Annotated in this window: 16 protein-coding genes; 8 read left to right on the plus strand and 8 right to left on the minus strand. The window is 45.2% G+C overall.

The window, feature by feature from the left end; genetic code table 11:
* Positions 1–2 precede the first annotated feature (2 nt).
* Positions 3–1,886: a Xaa-Pro dipeptidyl-peptidase gene (locus tag ADU22_RS11320; protein WP_053362248.1), complete on the minus strand. Its 1,884-nt coding sequence runs from the start codon at positions 1,884–1,886 to the stop codon at positions 3–5.
* Between the two features lie 245 nt (positions 1,887–2,131).
* Between ADU22_RS11320 and ADU22_RS11325 the strand changes: the two genes are divergently transcribed.
* The 4 genes from ADU22_RS11325 to ADU22_RS11340 are packed head-to-tail and all read left to right on the plus strand — an operon-like array spanning position 2,132 to position 9,909.
* Positions 2,132–3,223: a Wadjet anti-phage system protein JetD domain-containing protein gene (locus ADU22_RS11325; protein WP_053362249.1), complete on the plus strand. Its 1,092-nt coding sequence runs from the start codon at positions 2,132–2,134 to the stop codon at positions 3,221–3,223.
* On the plus strand, positions 3,214–4,725 hold the full coding sequence (locus ADU22_RS11330) for a hypothetical protein (protein WP_231687863.1): 1,512 nt from the start codon (positions 3,214–3,216) through the stop codon (positions 4,723–4,725). The genes ADU22_RS11325 and ADU22_RS11330 overlap by 10 nt, the downstream gene beginning before the upstream one ends.
* Complete coding sequence (locus ADU22_RS11335; protein ID WP_053362251.1) at positions 4,722–5,468, plus strand: DUF6063 family protein; 747 nt, start codon at positions 4,722–4,724, stop codon at positions 5,466–5,468. The genes ADU22_RS11330 and ADU22_RS11335 overlap by 4 nt, the downstream gene beginning before the upstream one ends.
* Positions 5,446–9,909, plus strand: a complete 4,464-nt coding sequence (locus ADU22_RS11340; protein ID WP_053362252.1) for a coiled-coil domain-containing protein — start codon at positions 5,446–5,448, stop codon at positions 9,907–9,909. Before ADU22_RS11335 ends, ADU22_RS11340 begins: the two co-directional genes overlap by 23 nt.
* A 259-nt stretch (positions 9,910–10,168) precedes the next feature.
* Here the strand turns inward: ADU22_RS11340 and ndk are convergent, their stop codons facing one another.
* A complete protein-coding gene (gene ndk, locus ADU22_RS11345; protein ID WP_053364533.1) occupies positions 10,169–10,624 on the minus strand; it encodes a nucleoside-diphosphate kinase in 456 nt (151 codons plus the stop codon).
* A gap of 226 nt (positions 10,625–10,850) precedes the next feature.
* Here ndk and ADU22_RS24955 point away from each other — a divergent pair, with 226 nt between their 5' ends.
* Positions 10,851–11,390 (plus strand): CueP family metal-binding protein, encoded by a 540-nt coding sequence (locus tag ADU22_RS24955; protein ID WP_420912397.1) that lies wholly within the window; start codon positions 10,851–10,853, stop codon positions 11,388–11,390.
* A 48-nt stretch (positions 11,391–11,438) separates the two neighbouring features.
* On the opposite strand, the gene ADU22_RS11360 is transcribed toward ADU22_RS24955, so the two are convergent.
* Complete coding sequence (locus tag ADU22_RS11360) at positions 11,439–12,371, minus strand: LCP family protein (RefSeq protein ID WP_353611380.1); 933 nt, start codon at positions 12,369–12,371, stop codon at positions 11,439–11,441.
* A gap of 260 nt (positions 12,372–12,631) precedes the next feature.
* Here ADU22_RS11360 and ADU22_RS11365 point away from each other — a divergent pair, with 260 nt between their 5' ends.
* On the plus strand, positions 12,632–13,063 hold the full coding sequence (locus ADU22_RS11365) for a cytidine deaminase (protein WP_053364534.1): 432 nt from the start codon (positions 12,632–12,634) through the stop codon (positions 13,061–13,063).
* 114 nt (positions 13,064–13,177) lie between these two features.
* Here ADU22_RS11365 and ADU22_RS11370 read toward each other — a convergent pair whose 3' ends face one another.
* The 3 genes from ADU22_RS11370 to ADU22_RS11380 form a co-directional block, all read right to left on the minus strand.
* The gene (locus tag ADU22_RS11370) at positions 13,178–13,537 is read right to left on the minus strand and encodes a response regulator transcription factor (protein ID WP_197280047.1); all 360 of its coding nucleotides are present in this window, start codon (positions 13,535–13,537) and stop codon (positions 13,178–13,180) included.
* 452 nt (positions 13,538–13,989) lie between these two features.
* A complete protein-coding gene (locus ADU22_RS11375) occupies positions 13,990–14,187 on the minus strand; it encodes a hypothetical protein (RefSeq protein WP_053362255.1) in 198 nt (65 codons plus the stop codon).
* Positions 14,180–14,386: a ChaB family protein gene (locus ADU22_RS11380; protein WP_053362256.1), complete on the minus strand. Its 207-nt coding sequence runs from the start codon at positions 14,384–14,386 to the stop codon at positions 14,180–14,182. The genes ADU22_RS11375 and ADU22_RS11380 overlap by 8 nt, the downstream gene beginning before the upstream one ends.
* Positions 14,387–14,612: 226 nt before the next feature.
* On the opposite strand from ADU22_RS11380, the gene ADU22_RS11385 reads away from it, so the two are divergent.
* Both ADU22_RS11385 and ADU22_RS11390 read left to right on the plus strand, forming a co-directional pair.
* On the plus strand, positions 14,613–14,867 hold the full coding sequence (locus tag ADU22_RS11385; protein WP_156324335.1) for a hypothetical protein: 255 nt from the start codon (positions 14,613–14,615) through the stop codon (positions 14,865–14,867).
* A 126-nt stretch (positions 14,868–14,993) separates the two neighbouring features.
* A complete protein-coding gene (locus ADU22_RS11390; protein WP_053362258.1) occupies positions 14,994–16,067 on the plus strand; it encodes an SDR family oxidoreductase in 1,074 nt (357 codons plus the stop codon).
* A gap of 85 nt (positions 16,068–16,152) precedes the next feature.
* On the opposite strand, the gene ADU22_RS11395 is transcribed toward ADU22_RS11390, so the two are convergent.
* Positions 16,153–18,969: a M14 family metallopeptidase gene (locus ADU22_RS11395; protein WP_069187972.1), complete on the minus strand. Its 2,817-nt coding sequence runs from the start codon at positions 18,967–18,969 to the stop codon at positions 16,153–16,155.
* A gap of 225 nt (positions 18,970–19,194) precedes the next feature.
* Complete coding sequence (locus ADU22_RS11400; RefSeq protein WP_053362259.1) at positions 19,195–19,374, minus strand: hypothetical protein; 180 nt, start codon at positions 19,372–19,374, stop codon at positions 19,195–19,197.
* Positions 19,375–19,502: the final 128 nt, after the last annotated feature.

The raw sequence follows: 19,502 nt of genomic DNA on the forward strand, positions 1-19,502 counted from the left end.
CCTTAGAAACCTACAGCTTTTTTCCCGTTTACGATTGGAAGGCTGATGTAGCTTTGGCCAAGCTCTACTTCAAACGTTGCTCCTGTGTTGGAAGGAAGGGTGCGACTTCGGTCGCTTCCGACGATGATCACGCCGATGCGGTGGCCCGCTTTAAAGACATAATCCTCAGGCAGGGCAGTCCACTCAAATTTATAGCTTTTTCCAGGTTTTAAAGGGTCATCCTTTTCGATTGTTTTCCAGTTTTGCGGGTCAAACCAACCTCTTGTGACGACTTCATAAGGAGCGGTATGTGTGGTGATGACGGTGTCTTTGTAGCAGGCGTCGTCTGTTTCCGTGCTATCACCCCAGCAGCTTTCGGTTTCGAGCGTTTGAATGCCTTCTCCTCTGCTTTCATGATTGATTCGGGTGTCTGTTCCGTAGTCCACAATATAAACAGATAGGTTCGAGTCTTCTTTATCAACTTTTGCCCGGAGAGAGATTTCCGGAACGCCGCTGAGCCGGACATCCTCTGATAAAGGCTCTGACAGGAAGGCGAGACGGTCGCTTTTAACGGTGGTTTCATTGGTAACCATTTCTCTTTCGGTCTGCTGCGGATTGTCGGTAAACGTTTGCGAGAAATTGCCTTTTACAGGACCAGTGGTCAGGGTGCCATTTGTCTGGTCACTTTCACCTGGTGCCAAACGGATTTTTACTTCTTTTGCCGCTTTGTCAGGCCAGGAAGATTGCGTTTCCCATGCGCCTGCTCCTCTTTCTATATCAACGGCAGGCTCATCCATAATGCCGTTTTCGATATCAAGCAGCCAGTAGTCGAACCAGCGGTGCAGCGTATCCACCCACTCTGCCCTGCGGAAATCAAACGGATCCACATGCCCGGTCTGGGTCAGCCACAGCTTCCTTGGAACATCTTCTTTGGCAAGGGCGGTCCACCAGTCGGCCAGGTGATTCATTTTTACATTGTAGTCATTTAGGCCATGCACGGCAAAGACACTTGCTTTCACATTTTTTACATCTTTCACATAGTTTCTTTCATCCCAAAACTCGTTATAATCTCCTGATGGGTCATCCGCTTCGCTGTTGAGGCGGTCGAAAACAGGCTGGCACGCTTCTTTGCGTGAACTGCTTACGACTCGGCTCGCCAAGCCACCTGGTCCGTTATTGTAATATGTAAGTCCCTCGTAGCGGTAGTAGTTATACCAGCTGCTGATGGCCCCAATCGGAACGATTGTTTTTAAGCCTTCAACACCAGTTGCTGCGACTCCATTGGCAAGTGTGCCATCATAAGATTTGCCAATCATGCCGACATTTCCGGTTGTCCAATCGGCCCTTACTTCCTGGTTATTCTTGTCCCACGCTTTTGCTCTGCCGTTCATCCAGTCAATAACCACCCGGATGCTTTCGATTTCTTCATATCCTCCAGTTGTCGGGCATCCATCTGACTGGTTTGTGCCGACCATCTCAGGGAGGGCGACTGCATAGCCCCTTGGGACAAAGTAATTGTCATAAAACAGTGGGAACATCTCATTATGGCCATCCTTATCCCTGTCCTTCACTTCGCTTTCATTTCCTCTTCCAAGACTTTCGTAGTAAGGGCTGGCGTCCATGATGACCGGGACTTTCAGCCCACCCTCGGTTTCCTTCGGGCGGATGATGTCTACCGCAATCCGGTCTGCTATTCCGTTATCGTCCGAGTCCAGGGTCGATTCCACAAAAACCGTTTCCCGAATTGCATCCTGGTAAGAATAAACAGGCTGGGATTTTCGAGTCTCAATAAGTGCTTCTTGATTGGGCTTTGCTCCCTCCACTGGGCTGGAGTAGCTGAACGATGATAGAGTAATAGAAATCATCGTCAACAAAGCCACGGATTTTAGCCATCTTGTCTTTTTCATCTAATCCCTCCTCTATATTTACAGACCATTATATTTCGAGAGGGGAAATTTTAATAGATTAATATTTCCTAATATTCCATTTTTTGTTATAGATTCCGATAGGAAGAAAGTCTCCGGTATCCCCCGGAATTCGCCCTAACAGCTTGTCTTTGATTGTGCCTTTTACATAAAACTTCAATTACCAAACCACCCCCCACCTGGTTTATAATAGAAGGATGTCGAAATTTGTTGTTTGAAGGATCAACATGAAGAACGGTAAGCAGGTGAGTACAATCAATATCATTGAAACCAGGGTGAGAGGATTCATAGCCGATATCCAGCACCCTAAACAGAAAAAGAAAATAAATATAAATGATTTGGAATTCCAGCTTCGCAGACTGTTGGATAACTATTTTGAGATGGACGGATATTCGCACTTTTATGCTGCGGTCCAGAACCTGCAGGAAGAGGGCATCCTGATACCAATCCAAAATAATCAATACAATGGCAGAACACCAGGACTGCCTTTATATTACTGGGTGAATATAAAAGTCCAGGAAGCTAAATGGAATCGCCTTGAAATGATGAAATTAAGCGATGTGTTTGATTTTTCCTTTTATGAGCGGCATCCCGAGTGGCAGACCGAAGAAGAATGGACCAGGATACGGAATGTATATATGTTCCTCCAATCAAGCCAGGAGCGCGCGATCGTGTCACTCGAAGAACGGAGCCTGGAGCTGTTCGGCCATGAAAAGTTCCTGTTGGACGGCGACCGCTTTCCTGAGGGAAAGGGTTTTTTATCCAGAATTGGAGTTTCGGAAGAGCAGCTTAAAATCGTAAAATACGGGGAGCCGTTTGTCTTTTGGATGAAACAGGGGAAAGAGATCAAGGATATCCAGCGCGTTTTGATTGTCGAAAATCTATCATTCTTCCATACTTCCATTCAATTATTGGAAGACAAACAGCTTGATTATGAACCCGAACTGATCATTTATGGAGAAGGATCCAAAATTGAACGAAGCTTTTCGTTTTTCTTCCGGATGTTTCCGCCGAAGCCTTATCTATTTTATTATGCAGGAGATCTCGATGCTGCGGGATATAGCATCCTTATCAGGCTCATGGAAAAATACAGTGAATGCTGCATCCAGCCAGCCTTGAAAATTTACCGCAAGATGCTTGAATGCCGGGAGCAAAGCAATGAGCAAAAAGGCGGCCAGATTCAAAATCTCCGATATCGCGATGACTTCTTCCAGTGGTTTACAGAAGAAGAGCAAGCTCTGCTCCTGCAATTGTGGGAGGAAAACAAACGGATCCCGCAGGAAGTGTTGACAATCGAAACATGGAGGAGATGGATGTGAACGAATCTTGGGAAGGCTTTGCCCAGCGGATGCAGCGCTTGAATCCCCTGTTTGAGCTTGGGAGGGGAATGGAAGTGGGCGAGCTGAAGCCTCATCTCCAGACCATCCTCATGCAGGTGCTGCTCACCATTTTTTACCGCGAATTGAATGATGATGACCAGCGCCGCAAATCGGACATCCGCTATATCGTAGAAGATACAATCAAGCAAATGAAGCTGCTGGCAGACGACAAGCAGATGGACCGGATCACGAGCGGGCTGCTGTACCAGGGAAAGGAAGAGTACAGCAAGCCGTTTGAAGCTTTATATTATGATGAAATACGGCAATCCTGGGAGACGCAGGTGTTCAGGTATGTGACCATGGATGAGCTTTATACAAATTTGGAAATGGGAAGCCCGATTGTCTATAAGCTGACGGATGTAGCCCAGGAAATGATTTTCATGAGCCGGGAGATGGCGGAGGAATTCTCGATTACGATTGAACAGCTTTACAGTATGCAGCTGATTAAGAATGGGAACTTCCGCAAAGCGACCCGGAACCTGGACCATCTTATTTCACGCGTGAATCGCCTGATGGCTAATGAGTTCACCTTCCAAAAGGAAATGATCAACAACCCCAAAATCCTGCTGGTGGAAGAAGGGATGCAAAGGGCCGATAACCGGGAGGAAATCGAAAAGCAGTTTGAGGAAGAAAAGACCCACTTCCGTACCATTCTGAGCATGATTGAAAAAACAAAACAGCGGAATGAAGAGGATTTTATCCAAAGGGAATTGGCAATCCTGCAGGAGAAAATCAGCCATACAAGGCAGCTGCATGACCGCTTTGCCAAGCTGGTCATTCAGAATATCTCGTATGAGATCAAACTGAAAGCAGAGAATCCTTCCCTGTTCTGGGAAAACAGCCTTGTGTCGTTTCGGGAGCATTACTATGAAAACTGGCTGATGAAGGAAGGAGCCCACTCCCTTGATACAGTTGAAAAGGTCCTGTCTCCTTTGTTCTCGCCTAAAAATGAATTTATTCTACCGCTGGACTGGATTTGGGGCGAGCAGGAATTCAACGAACAGGAGCCGGCCGATGTGGTCACCGAGGAGGAGACCGAAGACCGTGCTCCCGTTCAAAGGGTGACCAATTGGGATTCCGTCGTCAAGGCATGGAGCTATGTGTTCCAGTATTTGCAGACGTACGGGGAGTTTTCCCTGACGAAGCTGGCAGAGCTGCCAATGGAAGTTCAGGATTTGTGGTTTGAGGAATGTGAGAGCATCGACTTATGGATGATGTTTGATAAAAAGCCGCTGAAGGTCCAGGTGCTGCACCGAAAGGAAGAAACATTAAGCGATGAGCGGGAAATCCTTCTGTTTAAACTGATGATGGAATATCCGCAATTCCAGATGTTTGAAGGCCTAAAGCTCTTTACGCAGTTTGATTCCGAAGCAGAGCCTTTCCTCTGGCACCAAATGAAAATCACCCCTTTTAAAATATGTGTTCAGGAGGAGAGAGGATGAATGCAGAAAGCATCAAAAAAGCGTCGGCTGTCTATTTTACACTCTTAAAAGAGAAAGTCATCGATGAAAACAGCGAACACTTCCAGATCTATTTTGACCCGGAAGTGAGGCAGACCGTGCTGCTATTGGCAGACGAATCTGGTACATATATCATTGAGTCGCCAAAACGGATCCAATTGGTGGTCCAGCCAACCGGGTCTGTGTTTGCAACGAATTTTACCCATATGAAGGATAAGCATAAACAAATCGAAACAAAGAAGCACTTCCATCTGATCAGCGTGATTATCATGTCATTCCTGGCGGGTATCGATCGCAACCAGGCTGCAAAAATCCGCACAAAGCGGGAAGGAATCTCTTTTTACACCCTGGAGCGGCAAGTCAATGACCTGATCATGAATTGGGACAGCATCCTTAAAAATCAGCCTGGCTTTGGCGAGGAACAGAAGATTGACACGAAGGAAGTGGTGACCGCCTGGAAGTACATGGAGGTGGACACCGAGGACTACGGTCTTAAAAAAGGAAACAGAAGGACGAGAATCGGCTTGATTGCGAGCGCGATGAAATTACTGGAAACAGAGGGGCTGATCTATGTGCTCGATCAGGCTGATATTCCAAAGGCCATCCCGCGCCAGGAGCTTTTTGAACGCATTGAATATCTTTACCATGATTATGATCGCTATGAATTATTTAAGAAACTAGTAACACCAGAGGAGGGGGAGCATGCCGAAAATCCATCGAATTAGAATCGTCGGCCTCAAGTATGATGGCATGCAAAAGCAATACAAAGACACCACTTTCAACTTCCATAATGACGAGACCTCGACGAATGGCCTCATTGCGATGATGAATGGAGGCGGAAAAGGAGTGTTCCTGCAGACCATCTTCCAAATCCTGAAGCCTGGAACATCGTGGGGAAAACAAAATAACCGTTATTACCAGCAGTTCTTTTTTAACCATAAAGAGCAGTTTATCCCCTACACCTTCCATGTGGTCATACAGTGGGAACTGGACGGGTCCGACCGCCGCCATCTCGTCACCGGGGGAATGTTCTCGGCCGAACAGAGGATCTCGATGAGTGAGGAAAGCGGGAGTGAAAGCAGGACACTCGAGCAGGAAGCGAAAATCCTTCCGAATATCACCTTTTATACCCGTGAATTTGAAAAGAGGGAAGAGGCGGCTCTGGAGCATATCCCGCTCTTTGAAAACGAGGAGGTCGCTGAAACAGAAAGCCTTAAGGACTATTTGAAGTGGAATGGCTACGATGTCTACCGCGACACGAAAAAGCACTACCGCATCCTTGATACATACGGCATCGACCGTAAAGACTGGGATATCCTGAAGGACATCAACAAGGATGAAGGCGGTGTTGGGAAATATTTCGAAGGGGCGGAGGATGACCATTCCCTGTTCCAGAAGCGGATCATTCCGACTGTCAGCCAGGTCCTGCACCGGACAGAGCACCAAAAGAACGACCTTGTCGAGATCTTCAAGAGCCAGGCCAGCATCGCAAAGGACCTGCCGGTATTGCTAAAGCGGGAGCAGGCTCATAAAGAGTTTCTCGAGGACATTGTTCCATTTGAGGATCACCTTGCCAAGGGAGTCCAGCACAAGGAAATCGTCGAGGCAAGCATGAAGGAAGGCAGGCAGCTCCTGGGCGCGCTCCAGCATTTGAAGCAGTATGAAGAAGAAAAGCTGATTTCGCTGGGAAAAGAGATGGAAAAGCTTGTGGAAAAGCAGGCAGACCTTCGCTTTCAAAAAGACAACCTTGAGTATGCCAAAGCGCATAGAGAGGTCATGGATTGGGAGAAGAAGCTGTCAGAAGAAAGCCAAAAGCATGCCTCCCTGCAAAAAATCGCACTGGAGAAACAGGAACGGAAGGAACAACTTGTCTTTCAAGCTTTATTAAAAGAGTGGAGCGAAAACGAAAGCAGCATCACCGCTCTTGCGCAGCAGGCAGAAAAACTGGAACAAAACAGCGGCCTGGAGCAAGTGAATGAGAGGATGGAGGAAATCAGGGAGGAAGCCGCCGGCCAATGGAACCAATCCTTCGAAGTCATTCAGGAAGATGTGAAGAAGCATTTTGGCTACCAGAAGTTCTTAAAGAAAAAGGCCAAGGAGCTGTCGCGCCAGGATAAGCATAAAACACAGGAGATTGCCCAGCTGGGGACGGAAATTGACTTTCTTTATACCCAAATGCATGCTTTTGAATCGAAGGAAGCGGCGCTGACCGAGGAGTTTGGCGACCGCTTAACCTATGATTTCAAGGGCTTTGTCGACAGCCTCTCGAAACAGATTGAAGATAAGAAGGCAAAGCTTGAAGACCTGCAGGCAAAAGAGAAAGCGTCAAGTGAAAAGCAGACGGAACTGGCATCGGCAAAGGGGACGCTGGTCCAGTCGATTCAGCATTGTGAAGAAAAAATAAACGAGTTGAAGTCGGCCGGCGAAGAGCAGAAGCAACGGGAAACAAGGCTGGCCGACAAGCTTCACGGTTTGCTCGATGATGCAAGTACATCATTCACCCGCTCGCTCTTGTCGAAATACAGCCTGAAGCTTGAGGAAATGCTTGACCATAACCGCCAGCAGGCTGAAGCGCTGAAAAAAGAGCTGTGGGAAACACAGCTTGATGATTCCCTGAATGACGAGCCCTTCTGGATTGCCAATAATGATTTAAAGGAATTAAAGGAATGGATCGATGAAAAAACTGGCATTGATGTTTTTTACGGAACGCAATTCCTTCAATCGCTTAGCCCGGAGGATTTGGCGAATACCCTTATGGCCCATCCGCTTCTTCCATATGGCTTGGTCGTGAATCAGCATCAATGGCAAAAAATCAATGTGCAGGTTCTCTCAGGCAGAATGTATAAAAGCCCTGTACCGATTTTCATGCGCGAGGAAATGAACAGGGAGCAGCATCCCTCTTCCTTTGTGGTCATGAACGGAACAGAAAAAGAGCTGCTTCATGAGAAAAATACGTTCACACAGTGGAAAATAAAGATTGCGAAACTCATAGAAGACAAGAAAGAGACTCTTGTTGAAATGGAGAAAACAGAAAACTCCCTTCGAGGGGTGTTGAAAGAAATCGACCGTTTTTTATCAAGGGAGCTTTCGAGTGAGATAGAAAAAGCAGTCATTGAGGAGCAAACATTGCTTTTCTCAACAAAAGCCAAATCGCGGGAAATCAACGCCCAGGCAGACAAAGAAAAAGAATGGCAGCTGGAGCTTAAAGAGCAGCGGGAAAAAACAACCCGCAAAATCGAAAAGCTGACGAAGGATGTCCAAACCCTGGAGGCTTTTGAAAAGGAAAAGGCTCTTCATCAGGAAAACAAGCGGGTGAAAGCAGAGAAAGAGAAACAAAAGGATGCCCTGGGCGCCCAGCAGGCGGAAATCAATGCGGAATATGAAAATATCGTTGAAACGCAGACAAGCTGGAATGAAACATACTTGGAGTGGAAGCATGCTGCCGAGCAAAGCATCAAGGAAATTTCTTATTTTATAAAAGAAGCAGCTTTTCCATCCGGTGAAAAAGCAGAGCTTTCCGAAGAAGGGCCGCGCTTGTCGTCCAATGTACTATCAGAGCTCATTGGAAGCGTCGAAGAGCTTAAGCAGCTGCAGAAGTCCAAGGAGGAACAGGCAAGGGAATTGCTCGTGATTCAGGCGAAAATTGAAGGAGAACAAAAGCAGCAGAAAAAGCTGGAGAAAAAGCTCCATACTCATAATGAGGACTGGAAGGACGCTCCGGAACCCGAAGAGCCAATTTCCATGCTGGAAAACATGCTGCAAACCGCCCAAAAGGAAACAAAGGCAGCGGAGAAAGAAGAACGGGAACAGGGCACGAAGGTGACCGTGGCGGAAACGTCCCTCGAACTTGCCAAGGGGCAGCGTGAAAAGTCAGCCAAGAAAGTCGCCAAGCATGAAAGAAAGCCTGAAGAATGGAAAGATCTTGACCTGGAAATCAAAGCCGTCGAGATTAAAGACCAGCAGAAAATAGCAAAAGACGAAATCAAGCAGACCGAAACAGAACAAAAAGAGACAGAGTCGAAAATCACCGGCTATGAGGGGGATCTGCTGACTTTATCGGTTATCCTCAAAGAGGAAGCAGCTCCTTTTACAGACGATGATTTGGAGACAATCCGGAGTCAAGGGAAGCAAAGCATTCTATCGTGGTGCGGGGAACATCAGGCCATCCAGGAAGAAGGCCAGGAAAAGCATGCGAAAATCGAGCAATCATTGCGCAATCTAAAGCTCATGATCGAGGGCAAGGATTGGGAGGTTCGCTTTAAAAATGAAGTCTTAACAACACTGGACCATATGGATACGAGGCATTACCACCATATCCAAAGCGTTGTGAAAAACATGAAGCGTTTCTCGCAAAGCGGCCTGGAGCAGCTTGAGCGCGACAAGGAAAGGGCTGAGAAGGCGCAGAACTTCTGGGCCAGCCGTGCCAGCATGAAGGTGATGGGCATTTCCGAGGGAATCCGCTCCATGATTGCGAAAATGAAGCTGAAAAACGAACGGGGCACTTTCCCGCTTGTCCAGCTTAAAGAAGATATCCTGCCGAAAAAGGCGGAAGACATCGAGCCGCTGCTGAAGCAGCACTTTGTGTCGGCGATCAATAAGATCACCAGGAAATATGACACCATTGACGACCAGAATCGGGAGCTTGACCAGGAAATCAAACAGCTGATCAGCGATGAACAAATCCTGTTCGTTTCACTCCGGAATCGATATCCAGAGCTGCTTGTCTACAATATGCGGACAGATAATGCATTCATGTACGGAAAGCCGCAGCGCGAGCATTATTCCACCTGGCAGACCATCAACCAAGGCTCGAGGACGAAATCGGACGGCAGCGGCGGGCAAAAGCTGTCAGCCCGGATGGTCATGATGATGATGCTCTTGTCGGTTAAAGGCGAAAGCAACCAAAGCTGGGTTCCTTTAGTCTGTGATAATCCGTTCGGCCAGGCGGCCTCGGCCCACGTGCTCGATCCGATTTTCGCCGTTGCCGAAAAACTGAAGTTCCAGTTCATCGTCGTCACGCCGCCTGAATTGGTGAAAACCGAAATCAGCCAACGATTTGAGTCCTATTATAAGCTGGACTTCATCCGCGAAAAAGGGAAGGAAATCGTCTCCGATACAGTTGTGCCGGCATTCAGGATCTATCAGGGCGAAGAAGTTGTTCAATAGACGGATGGATTCGGACCGGTCTGGTGTGAAAGCCGGGTGTGGAGTCCGAAAGCGGGCTTGATTCGGACAAGACTGATGTGAAAGCCGGGGTTGGAGTCCGAAAGCGAGCTTGATTCGGACAAGTCTTGAAATAAAACCGGCAATCCTTTCCGAATAACCCCATCATTCGGACAACTCCCCATAGAAAACCGGCGATCAGGTCCAAACATCGTCTCCACCCCAAAAAATCCCCTTGGCTTTAATCGCCAAGGGGATCTTTTTACACTGATTTCCGGTCTTCAAACGGGAAGTCGTCTTCTAATCTGTGTCTCTTCAGCAGGCCGAAGAAATTTTCGATTTCCCGTTCCGCACTTTGCAGGGAATCGGAGCCATGGATGACATTTTCTTCCTTGCAAAAGGCGAAGTCGCCGCGGATGGTGCCTGGCATGGCTTCCGCCGGACTTGTCTTGCCGATCATCAGACGGGAGACTTCAATGATATTTTCACCTTCCCATACCATAGCGAAAACAGGTCCGGATGTAATGAAATCGACTAGCTCGCCAAAAAACGGCTTTTCCTGATGTTCCATATAATGATATTCCGCTTTGGAGCGGTCAATGGTCATAAGCTCTGCGTTCAGTAAGGCAAACCCTTTTTGCTCAAAGCGTTTGATGATTTCCCCAATCAAGCCCCGGTTCACTCCATCAGGCTTCACCATGATAAACGTGCGCTGCATCGTCATACAATCACCTCTAAAAATGTTTTAACAGAAATCCATTTCTGCGCTTTATCCATTATGGAAATAAATTGAACATTTCAAACCAAAGGAAGCTGAAGAAATAACAATTTTCTTTATTCTGACGGTATTTATGTAGATATTGTGGCAACCCTGCCAATAAGCTGTTCGCCACATGCAGAAATGGTATAATTCTTTATGAAAGACAACAAGGTGGTGAAACCAGTTGAAATGGAAAGCTTTCGCGGTTTCTGTCCTGGCTGCGATGATGCTCGCTGCTTGCGGCGGAGAAGAGAGTGCAAAGGAAGAAACTCCTGCCCAAGCTGACGAAACGGTGGATATCAAGCAGTTGGTGCAGAATTATAGTGCCGCAAACTTGGAAGATGAAACGGCGTCAATTACCTCGCAGGAGCTGATTGTCCAGGACAGCAGCCAAAATGAGCGGGTCTATAAACTGCCAGAAGATGAATTCTTTGTTTCCATTGCCCCCTACATCAATGAAACCCACCCCTGAATGAATCATAGCTTGACAGGTTGTCAAGGAGAATTGGTGGAAAAAGAATTTGATGTATATATCGAGGACAGTGAAGGCAATGTCGTTCTGGATGAAAAGGTGGAATCCCTGTCCAATGGATTTTTCGACTTATGGCTGCCTCGTGATAAATCATTTGTGATAAAAATTTCTCATGAGGGAAAAACAGTAGAGTCCGAGTTTTCTACTTTTGCCGAAGATGGCACCTGCATCACGACCATGCAGTTGATGTAAAACAAAAAGCACCTCACGCAGGTGCTTTTCGCTTTTTATAAAAAAGAATTAATTCTTCAAAAACTGATTTAGGGCAATCTTATTTTGCTTGAAATCCACTTCCAGCACATCGCCAATCCCATCATAGCTTTTATTCTCAAAGCTGCCTTCTTCCGGTAGGCGCAATGTTTCGATATCTCCGCCTTCATTTGCCAATATATCTTTTCCCATTGTTAATAGTGTGGATGTTTCAATGTTTGTTTCAATATATGTATCCAAGAGATCCAAAAGCTGCGGTATTTTTACAACACTATGGAGACCTGCCGCTTCTTCCTTTAATTTCGAGACAACTTCCTGCTGTCTTTCCACTCGTCCAAAATCGCTTAAACGGTCCTGGCGAAAACGGACATAACCCAGCAGTTCTTTGCCATTAAGTCTTTGTGTGCCTGGCTCAAGCGTCATTCCAATCCCATCAGACATCTCGTACGGTATGTCTACTTCAATCCCATCCGGAACGAGAAGGTCGACTGCTTTTTCGAACCCTTTAAAATCGACAACCGCATATCGGTCGATATCGAGCCCGAAATTCAATTGAATGGTTTCCCTTAACAGCTCCGTACCTCCATATGTATAAGCGGCATTCAATTTTTGCTGGCCATGTTCAGGGATGAAAACATACATATCGCGCATGAGGGATATCAGCTTTACATCATTCGTTTCCGGATCATAATGGGCCACCATAATCGTGTCTGTCCGCGAGTCTTCCTCACCGCGCGAATCACTTCCTAATAATAGAACATTTACTGCTTCCATCTTCTTTTCCCCTTTATCAGGAGAATCATTTGCTTTAACTAATTCTGTTGGCTGGCTTAACTTTTTTACTGTTCCTTGAATGGATTGAAATACAGTAAAGAGGCCAATCATAAAAATTCCTATGAGAAGAAAAGCGCCGAAGACCCTTCCCCAGCGAATTCTCATTTTCCTTTTTCTTGTCTTTGTCACTCTTTGCACCACCCAGACTGATATAACACGTTCTGAAAGAGTCATTATCGCATACTTAGTTTTCAACTCGGGGGTAATTAGGTTACAATTCGTTGATATTCTGATAACAGAAAGAGATACTCCTAGGTGCGGCAGAAAAAAAGAGCAGCGTGGAATGGTCATGGGGGTCGGTTGTATAATATATTTGGAAGTACATCCCAAATTTGAGTGAACCTATTTAATAAGCAAACAGAAGTGACCGATTAAGGAGGAGTATTATGGTGTTAAAAGTAAGACCTTTAGAAGACAGAGATTATGAATTGATTAAGTCTGCAGAAAGAGTAATAGAAAAGAATTATAAATATGGAAGACACCATATTGGTTCAGCAGTTAGAACAACTACCGGGAAAATTTTTTCAGCAGTTCACGTTGAAGCGAATGTAGGAAGAATAACGGTTTGCGGGGAAGCAATGGCAATTGGTAAGTCTATTTCCGAAGGGGAACACGAATTTGAAACAATCGTGGCAGTGGCTCACCCACATCCACACGAAGACATAGAAAAATGTTGGGTGGTTGCCCCCTGTGGGATGTGTCGGGAGTTAATTAGTGATTATGGAAAAAATACAGACGTCATCATTTCATATAACGGAAAATTAGGTAAGTGCAACGTACTGGAGTTATTGCCAGAAAAATACTCAAGTGATATTGAATAATTCCATATTTGAAGAAGAAAAAGCAGGAGATATATCCTGCTTTTCTTGTATTATTAACTAACTTTTATGCTAATAGCATTGCTAATTGTATGGTGAAATTTGTACTCAAAAACTCTATTGAACTGGCGACAAGATTTCTTTCACTTTTGATACGACAGCCCCTGGGCTGAAAGGCTTTGCGATAAAATCGTTTGCTCCAAGGTTTAAACTCTGTAATTGGTCTTTTTGCTCGGCCTTTGCTGAAAGCATGATGGCAGGCGTGTCTTTTTCTTTTCTAAGTTCTTCAAGCACCTTGAATCCATCTTTGCCAGGCATTAAAATATCTAAAATGATGAGATCGTAATGTTCATTCAAAGCCTGAATCAACCCGTCGTTCCCATTATCAGCAATATCCACCATATAGTGTTCCCGTTCCAGGTAAATCTTTAATAGCTTACTGATTCTGACCTCATCTTCCACAATTAAAATTTTCAACTTCCAAGCAACCCCCAAATAATCCATATAAAACTAATTCTACACTAAATGAGGTTTTCCTTGTAGATATAGGTAGAATTACATTTGGCAAGTGTCGAACGGGGAGACCAATTACGTTCACCAAATTGACATAAATATTCATTTTTTATAATTGATATTTCGACATGAAAAGGGAGGAATATATAGGAGATTTATCATAGGTTCATATTAATAGGGTGAATTCATGCGGATTTTGTAAAAAAAGGGAGTATGAGGTCGACTTAATGAAATTCCCTCTAGAGAGATTCCTTGTTACAATAAAAAATACAAACAGTTAATAAAAAAAATGGGGAAATTTCCCCTGTTTTTCTAATATAAATGTTGAAAAAGCTTGAAACAAAATACCTATATTGGGAGGTCTTGATATGGTATTCAAGGTAAGATTTTGGAACCGCTTAACCAAAAATCAGAAATTACGGCTGCTGAAGCAAAAAGCTCAACTTAAGGAAGTTGTCTAGTTTTACAGACCGTTCATTCCAATAAAAATAGGTAGTACGCACAGGAATGATGACTTGTGCGTTTTTTGCTTTGGCCCTGCCTATGAGGGGGCGGCCTTCTTTCTGAAAAAACCGCCAGAACTTAGTAGTCCTGGCGGTTCCCTGTTCAATCATCTTCTCTTTCCACCCAGTTTCCATCGCCGTCTTTTTCGTATTTATTCTTGACGGCACTCCATGCCACCTTGAAAGCTGTCTCTTCTTCCTTATATTCTTCACTTGCAGAGTTAAAGGCTTCCTTGAAAATCTCCTGTGCATGGTGGGGCAGGTTGTCTTTTACGGCATCAGGAAGGTCATTCAACGTTTTATAAGGCATGATCGCTCCTCCTGTCTAATTATGGTCCCTGTTTAGCATATAGGGTACAGTAGCATTTTTACCCGGAAGAACGGAGATGAAAACAGTTGCGGGAGTGGTAGGGGCTGGAGTTCTTACAGGGAGGTGTCACTGGAAGGGGAGTATTTTGAAGATTCAAAGTTCCTTTGATAAAATAAAAGGGATTGTGCAAGTTGTAACGAATATAAGTATTCAGGAGGTGTTTCTATTGGTTATTCGCAGAAAAGCCGATATTGAAAAACTGAAAGAGCGCTTTGTGGAGTTCGCCGAGTTCGACGGCGAAAAGCATTATCTAGCAGCCCATGACTTTGCCCATTCCGGGACGATTACTTTCATGCGGTATGAAGATGGCCATTTGACCGTGCACAGGAAAAATGATCGTTTTTGGGATTTAGAGGAGCTTCCAATCGACTGGGACGAGCTGTGGGGATACAGGAAATCGCTGAATAGTGCATTAAGATAGCGTCAGGCTTTGTAGCCTGGCGCTATTTTTTTGTCTTTAAAATTAATCCCATATGTTAGTATTTGAAAAGATAATATAACTAAAGTAGGGTATTGGTAGAAAGAATAATGATATAGGAGAGTGGCAATGAAAATATTATTAACTGGTTCCACAGGATTTGTCGGGAAACAATTAACGCTGAGCCTGCTTGAGGATGGCCATGATGTATATGCCCTTGTACGGAATCAAAAAAAAGCGGAGAATCTCGTTGCTTCAACACCGTTCCATCTCCGTGAACATTTACATCTGGTAGAAGGAGATATTACCCGGGATCATGCAGGGATTGCGGAGGACACGATACAATCCTTAACGCAAAACATTCATGCGGTCTATCATATGGCAGCCTTTCTTTCTTTTCATAGAGAAGATAAGGAAAAAACGTTCAAGATTAATTATGAGGGAACAAAAAATATATTGGAGCTTGCGAGGAGGCTGAAGGCCAATCATTTCTTCCACGTAAGCACTGCCTATACGCTCGGCAAAAAGTCTGAAGCAAGAGAGGAATTGCATTCAGTTGACCTTCCTTACAACAATTATTATGAAGAAAGCAAGTGTCAGGCCGAGCATCTGGCTTTCCAGTATAAAGATTTTTTCAATGTGAGTATCTTTCGTCCATCCATCATTATTGGCGATTCAAGGACGGGAGAGGCAGATTCGGCTTTTGCTTTGTATGGGATCATTAGGAGTTTTGATCTGCTCAAAAGAAGGATGGATAGACAGAAATCCCCTCAAAAAAACTTTAGGTTCCTCTGCAATCCAGAAATTCCCCAGAACTTTGTTCCAGTTGATTATGTGGTAAAGGTATTAAGTGCGGCTCTGGAACATGCCGAAGACAAGACGATTTATCATATAACCAATTCCAACCCTCCAACCAATCAGCAAATCTGTGATATGATCAGGAGCTCTCTTGATATGTGGAATGTTGAAGTCGTCCCAACCAGCTATCAGGGGGAACTCACAGCTGAGGAAACCAGATTTAACGAACCTATAAGCGTTTTTTACCCATACTGGGAAAGGGCTATAGAATTTTTTGATGACAACACGAGAAGATTGCTGGAGAAAGCAAACCTAAAGCCATTGGACTTAACGGAGGATATGCTGAAAAAAATAGTTTCGGGAAGCAAGGAAGAAGAAACAGAAGTTTTAGCAGCAAAGGGCTGACCAAGGTTAAGAGGTGCTCGTCCTGGGGACGGGCACCTCTTTTGGTTGAGAGCGGTACTTTTTTTGTAAAAGCAAGGCCTTCTATTTATTCACGGTCCCTGCCTTTTTCAAAGAAGGATTTTTCTATTTTATTATTCTGGGGTTTTCCTTTTTTGTCCTTCAGTTTGCCTTTTCCTTTGCCTTTCTTCTCCACTTCGGTGCCAACGGAAGCATAGATGGAGTTGGCAAGGAAGCGGTAGCTGTATTGCGTGTGGGCACGGAAGGCCAAATCATTGGCAAAAAGGGTGATGCTGGAATCTTCAAAGTTTTGCGTGAAGGCAAGAGTCTTACCTTTTGCCTGTTCATGGCCAGGCCACCAGCCGGCAACATAGAAATCATCACTGCCGCTGATCGTTGCCAGTACTTCTGCTTCAGCAGGAAGTGATGTAATCCATGCTCCATTGGTTGTGTAAAGCAGCTCATTCGCCTCATAACCGGATGTCAGCACATGGTCGTTCACCTTTGCCTTTAAAAGTCCTTCATGGCCATTGCTCGTGCGGGCGAAATCAAATCCAGCCAGCGCGCCGCTGTTCTTTACAGCATTTAATGCGTTCAAGCCGATTCCTACATAGTCTTTGCCGGACAGGTTATTCACATTAAATGTTCCGTTGTCACTGATAATGACATCCGCATCCGCTTGGTCCACGATGTTGAAACCTAGTTCCTTGACGGAGAAACGCAGCTGTGAAGAGCCTGTTACAGCAACCTTCGGCTGGGACAGCTTTTCTGTTTTAATAGCATTGGAAGTACCAAGTGATTTCGCTTCGAAATAATAATCCTTGCCATAAGCCTGCAGATCTTTTGTGCTGACAATAAAGTCGCCTTTATTTACGCCGGCTTTCGTTTCGGTTGCTTTTTCGACCACTGCTCCATTTTTCAGCAGCTCATTTACGAGTTTAATGGTGTCATTATTAGTATTTGCCAGCACTTGTTTAGGTGTCTTGCCGGTGATTTGGCCGGTTGGAGAGGTTACATTTTCAACTTCAACCGTGTGTTTATCAAAGGCACCAGCCTGTCGTACTTCATGAATATCAAATCCGCGCAGGGCCGGGAAATTTACGACAATTGGGTCGTACATCGCCGCCCAGTCGGATACATTGTCGCCTTTATAAAGCATGGCGTTTGCCAGGCCGCGTTTTGCCTGGTTCATTGGGACGACAAACGTGCCTTTAGGATACAGTGTTCCATTCACTTTCATGTTTTTAGTACTTTGCTCTACTTTTACGCCATTCCGAAGCAGGTAATCGACCATATTGTGAGCTTCAAGATTGTTTTTCTGCTCTTTGTCATCAGTTGGGATCACATAGTAGTCAGGGAAGAAGTTTTCATTCTCTCCTCTTTGGCGGCCGATTGATTTTCCCGCAGCATTGACATAATATTCATCCACAGCACGGTTGTCCTCACCGTTTACGCCGCGCTTGAAAATTTCCAGCTGGTTCTTGTAGAGCTCGTCCTTGTTTTCAGTCACATAAAGTATTCCTCCTAAGCCTGCACCAACCATTGCGCGGTAGCTATCCTGGCTAAGCGCCGGAACTTCGATTGTATGGCCAATCGACCCGTGGAGCATCGCGAACGTCGCTGTATAAGCTGGTGTCATGTCATCCCAGCCATCTTCCCAAGCTTGTGCCGGAATGAAATAAGAGTCCAGTTTCGAGTTTCCAATCCCTGCTTGTCCCATCGCATGGGCTTCTTCGATCATGGCCGGGTGCAGCAGGTCATATTCATAGTTCGGATTATGCGGCGGTGTCGTCGGCTCAATTAAAAATCCGTTCACATAGCCGTGCATATCCAGGAAAGAGAGCGGCGTCCATTTTGCAATCACTTCTGTAACGGCCTGGGTCTCTACCTGCGTTTGGTAATGATTGTCACGGTTCAAGTCAAAACCATTGGCATTCGCCCTGGTGTTGGCGACGCGGCCATCCGGATTATTGGTAAACATGTAGAGGAAAATCACATCGTCCAGAACTTCGTCGACGTTAAGCGTGACCGTTTCCTCCTTACCTTCCTTTCCTGTTTTAAAGGTAACTTCATCTTCAACCGCAAATTCCTTCAGCAAGTTTACTTGAGCGTCAACGCCTTCTACCTCATCCGGGTGGATATTGTTAATCCAAACGGGAACCTGGTAGTCGCCCATTGTTCCGTTTTTGATTTTTTCCTGAAGGCTTTCAGGGTTTTCGAGCGCTGTCGGCAGCGTTTCGTTTAAATATTTGTCTGCCGCCTTTTTATCTTTTGCCAAAATGACAAAATGAAGGTCACGGCCTTCTACGCTTTTGCCAAGGCTCTGGTATTCCAGGTAGCGGTCATTTTCGGATTTTGCTTCTTCGAAGATCGAGTCAATCGCCGGCTTCAGCTGGTCATAAAATAGGAACTCGTCATAGACATTGAGCTTGACCGTAGTGGCTGCCTTTGTTTCCGTGTCAGGGCTGACCATCGCCAGTTCATAATCGCCAATGAACTGCTGGTACTGAGTGCGGATGGTACGATTTGATAGATTGTCACGATTAAACAATAAACCAAATTCTAAAGTAGCTTTAACGGTTGTATCGTCTACATAATGAGGCTCTTCCACAACTGTAATGAAGGGGTCTCCATCAAAAGTGGTTCCGCTAGTCCACTTTTTCCACTCCGAAATATCCTTCCCGCCAAACTGGAACTCCAGCTGGCTTAAATCTGCGTTTTCTCCCAATTTCGCTTCGACTTCAACTGTCCTGACTTCCGTCATTGAGAAAAGCTCCCTGCTTGTCTTCAATTCTACTGTTTCCAGTGCTTCCGCTGTGCTATTTGCCAGAGCAGGGAAGGCTGATGCAGAGAACAGGGACAGCACCATCATCAATGCCAGCAAACTCGCAAAATGCTTTTTCATCCAACCATCCTTTCTATGTAGTTAGTAAGTTACTAATCTAACATAACAGAATATTTGGATAAATTTAAGCAATATCCTTCGGAAAACGGAATATTATCTTCGATAAAAAATGAGTATATAGGGTGTTTTGAAAACCAAATGGGGAGATGCTGCAAGACGCTTTTTAAAAGAACGATGGCTGAACCTTTTGTTCAGCCACACATTTCCAGGAAAAATCTATTTGTCTCATGATTGGTTCGGCGGCGCTTCTTCTTCCAGCTCCCTTGCTTCTTCAATGTTCGTTGAGCCTTCTCTCATGTGCACAGAGCCGCCTGATAACCCTTCATTGATGATGCGGTCCACATCCAGATATACTTTGTCTTTGCCTTCATGCTGAAGATCCCTTTTTGCTTCTTTTTCTTGCATTCCATTTTCCCTCCTTTTCCTGTTAATTTGGACATTCGGAAACCTTCTCATTCATACATCCATTTATTCTCTTCCAAAAAAAGGTTTATAATGTAAAGAGAGACTATAATGTTGGCTGTTTACGTTGG

The sequence above is a fragment of the Bacillus sp. FJAT-27251 genome (assembly GCF_001273925.1).
Taxonomy (GTDB): domain Bacteria; phylum Bacillota; class Bacilli; order Bacillales; family Cytobacillaceae; genus Mesobacillus_B.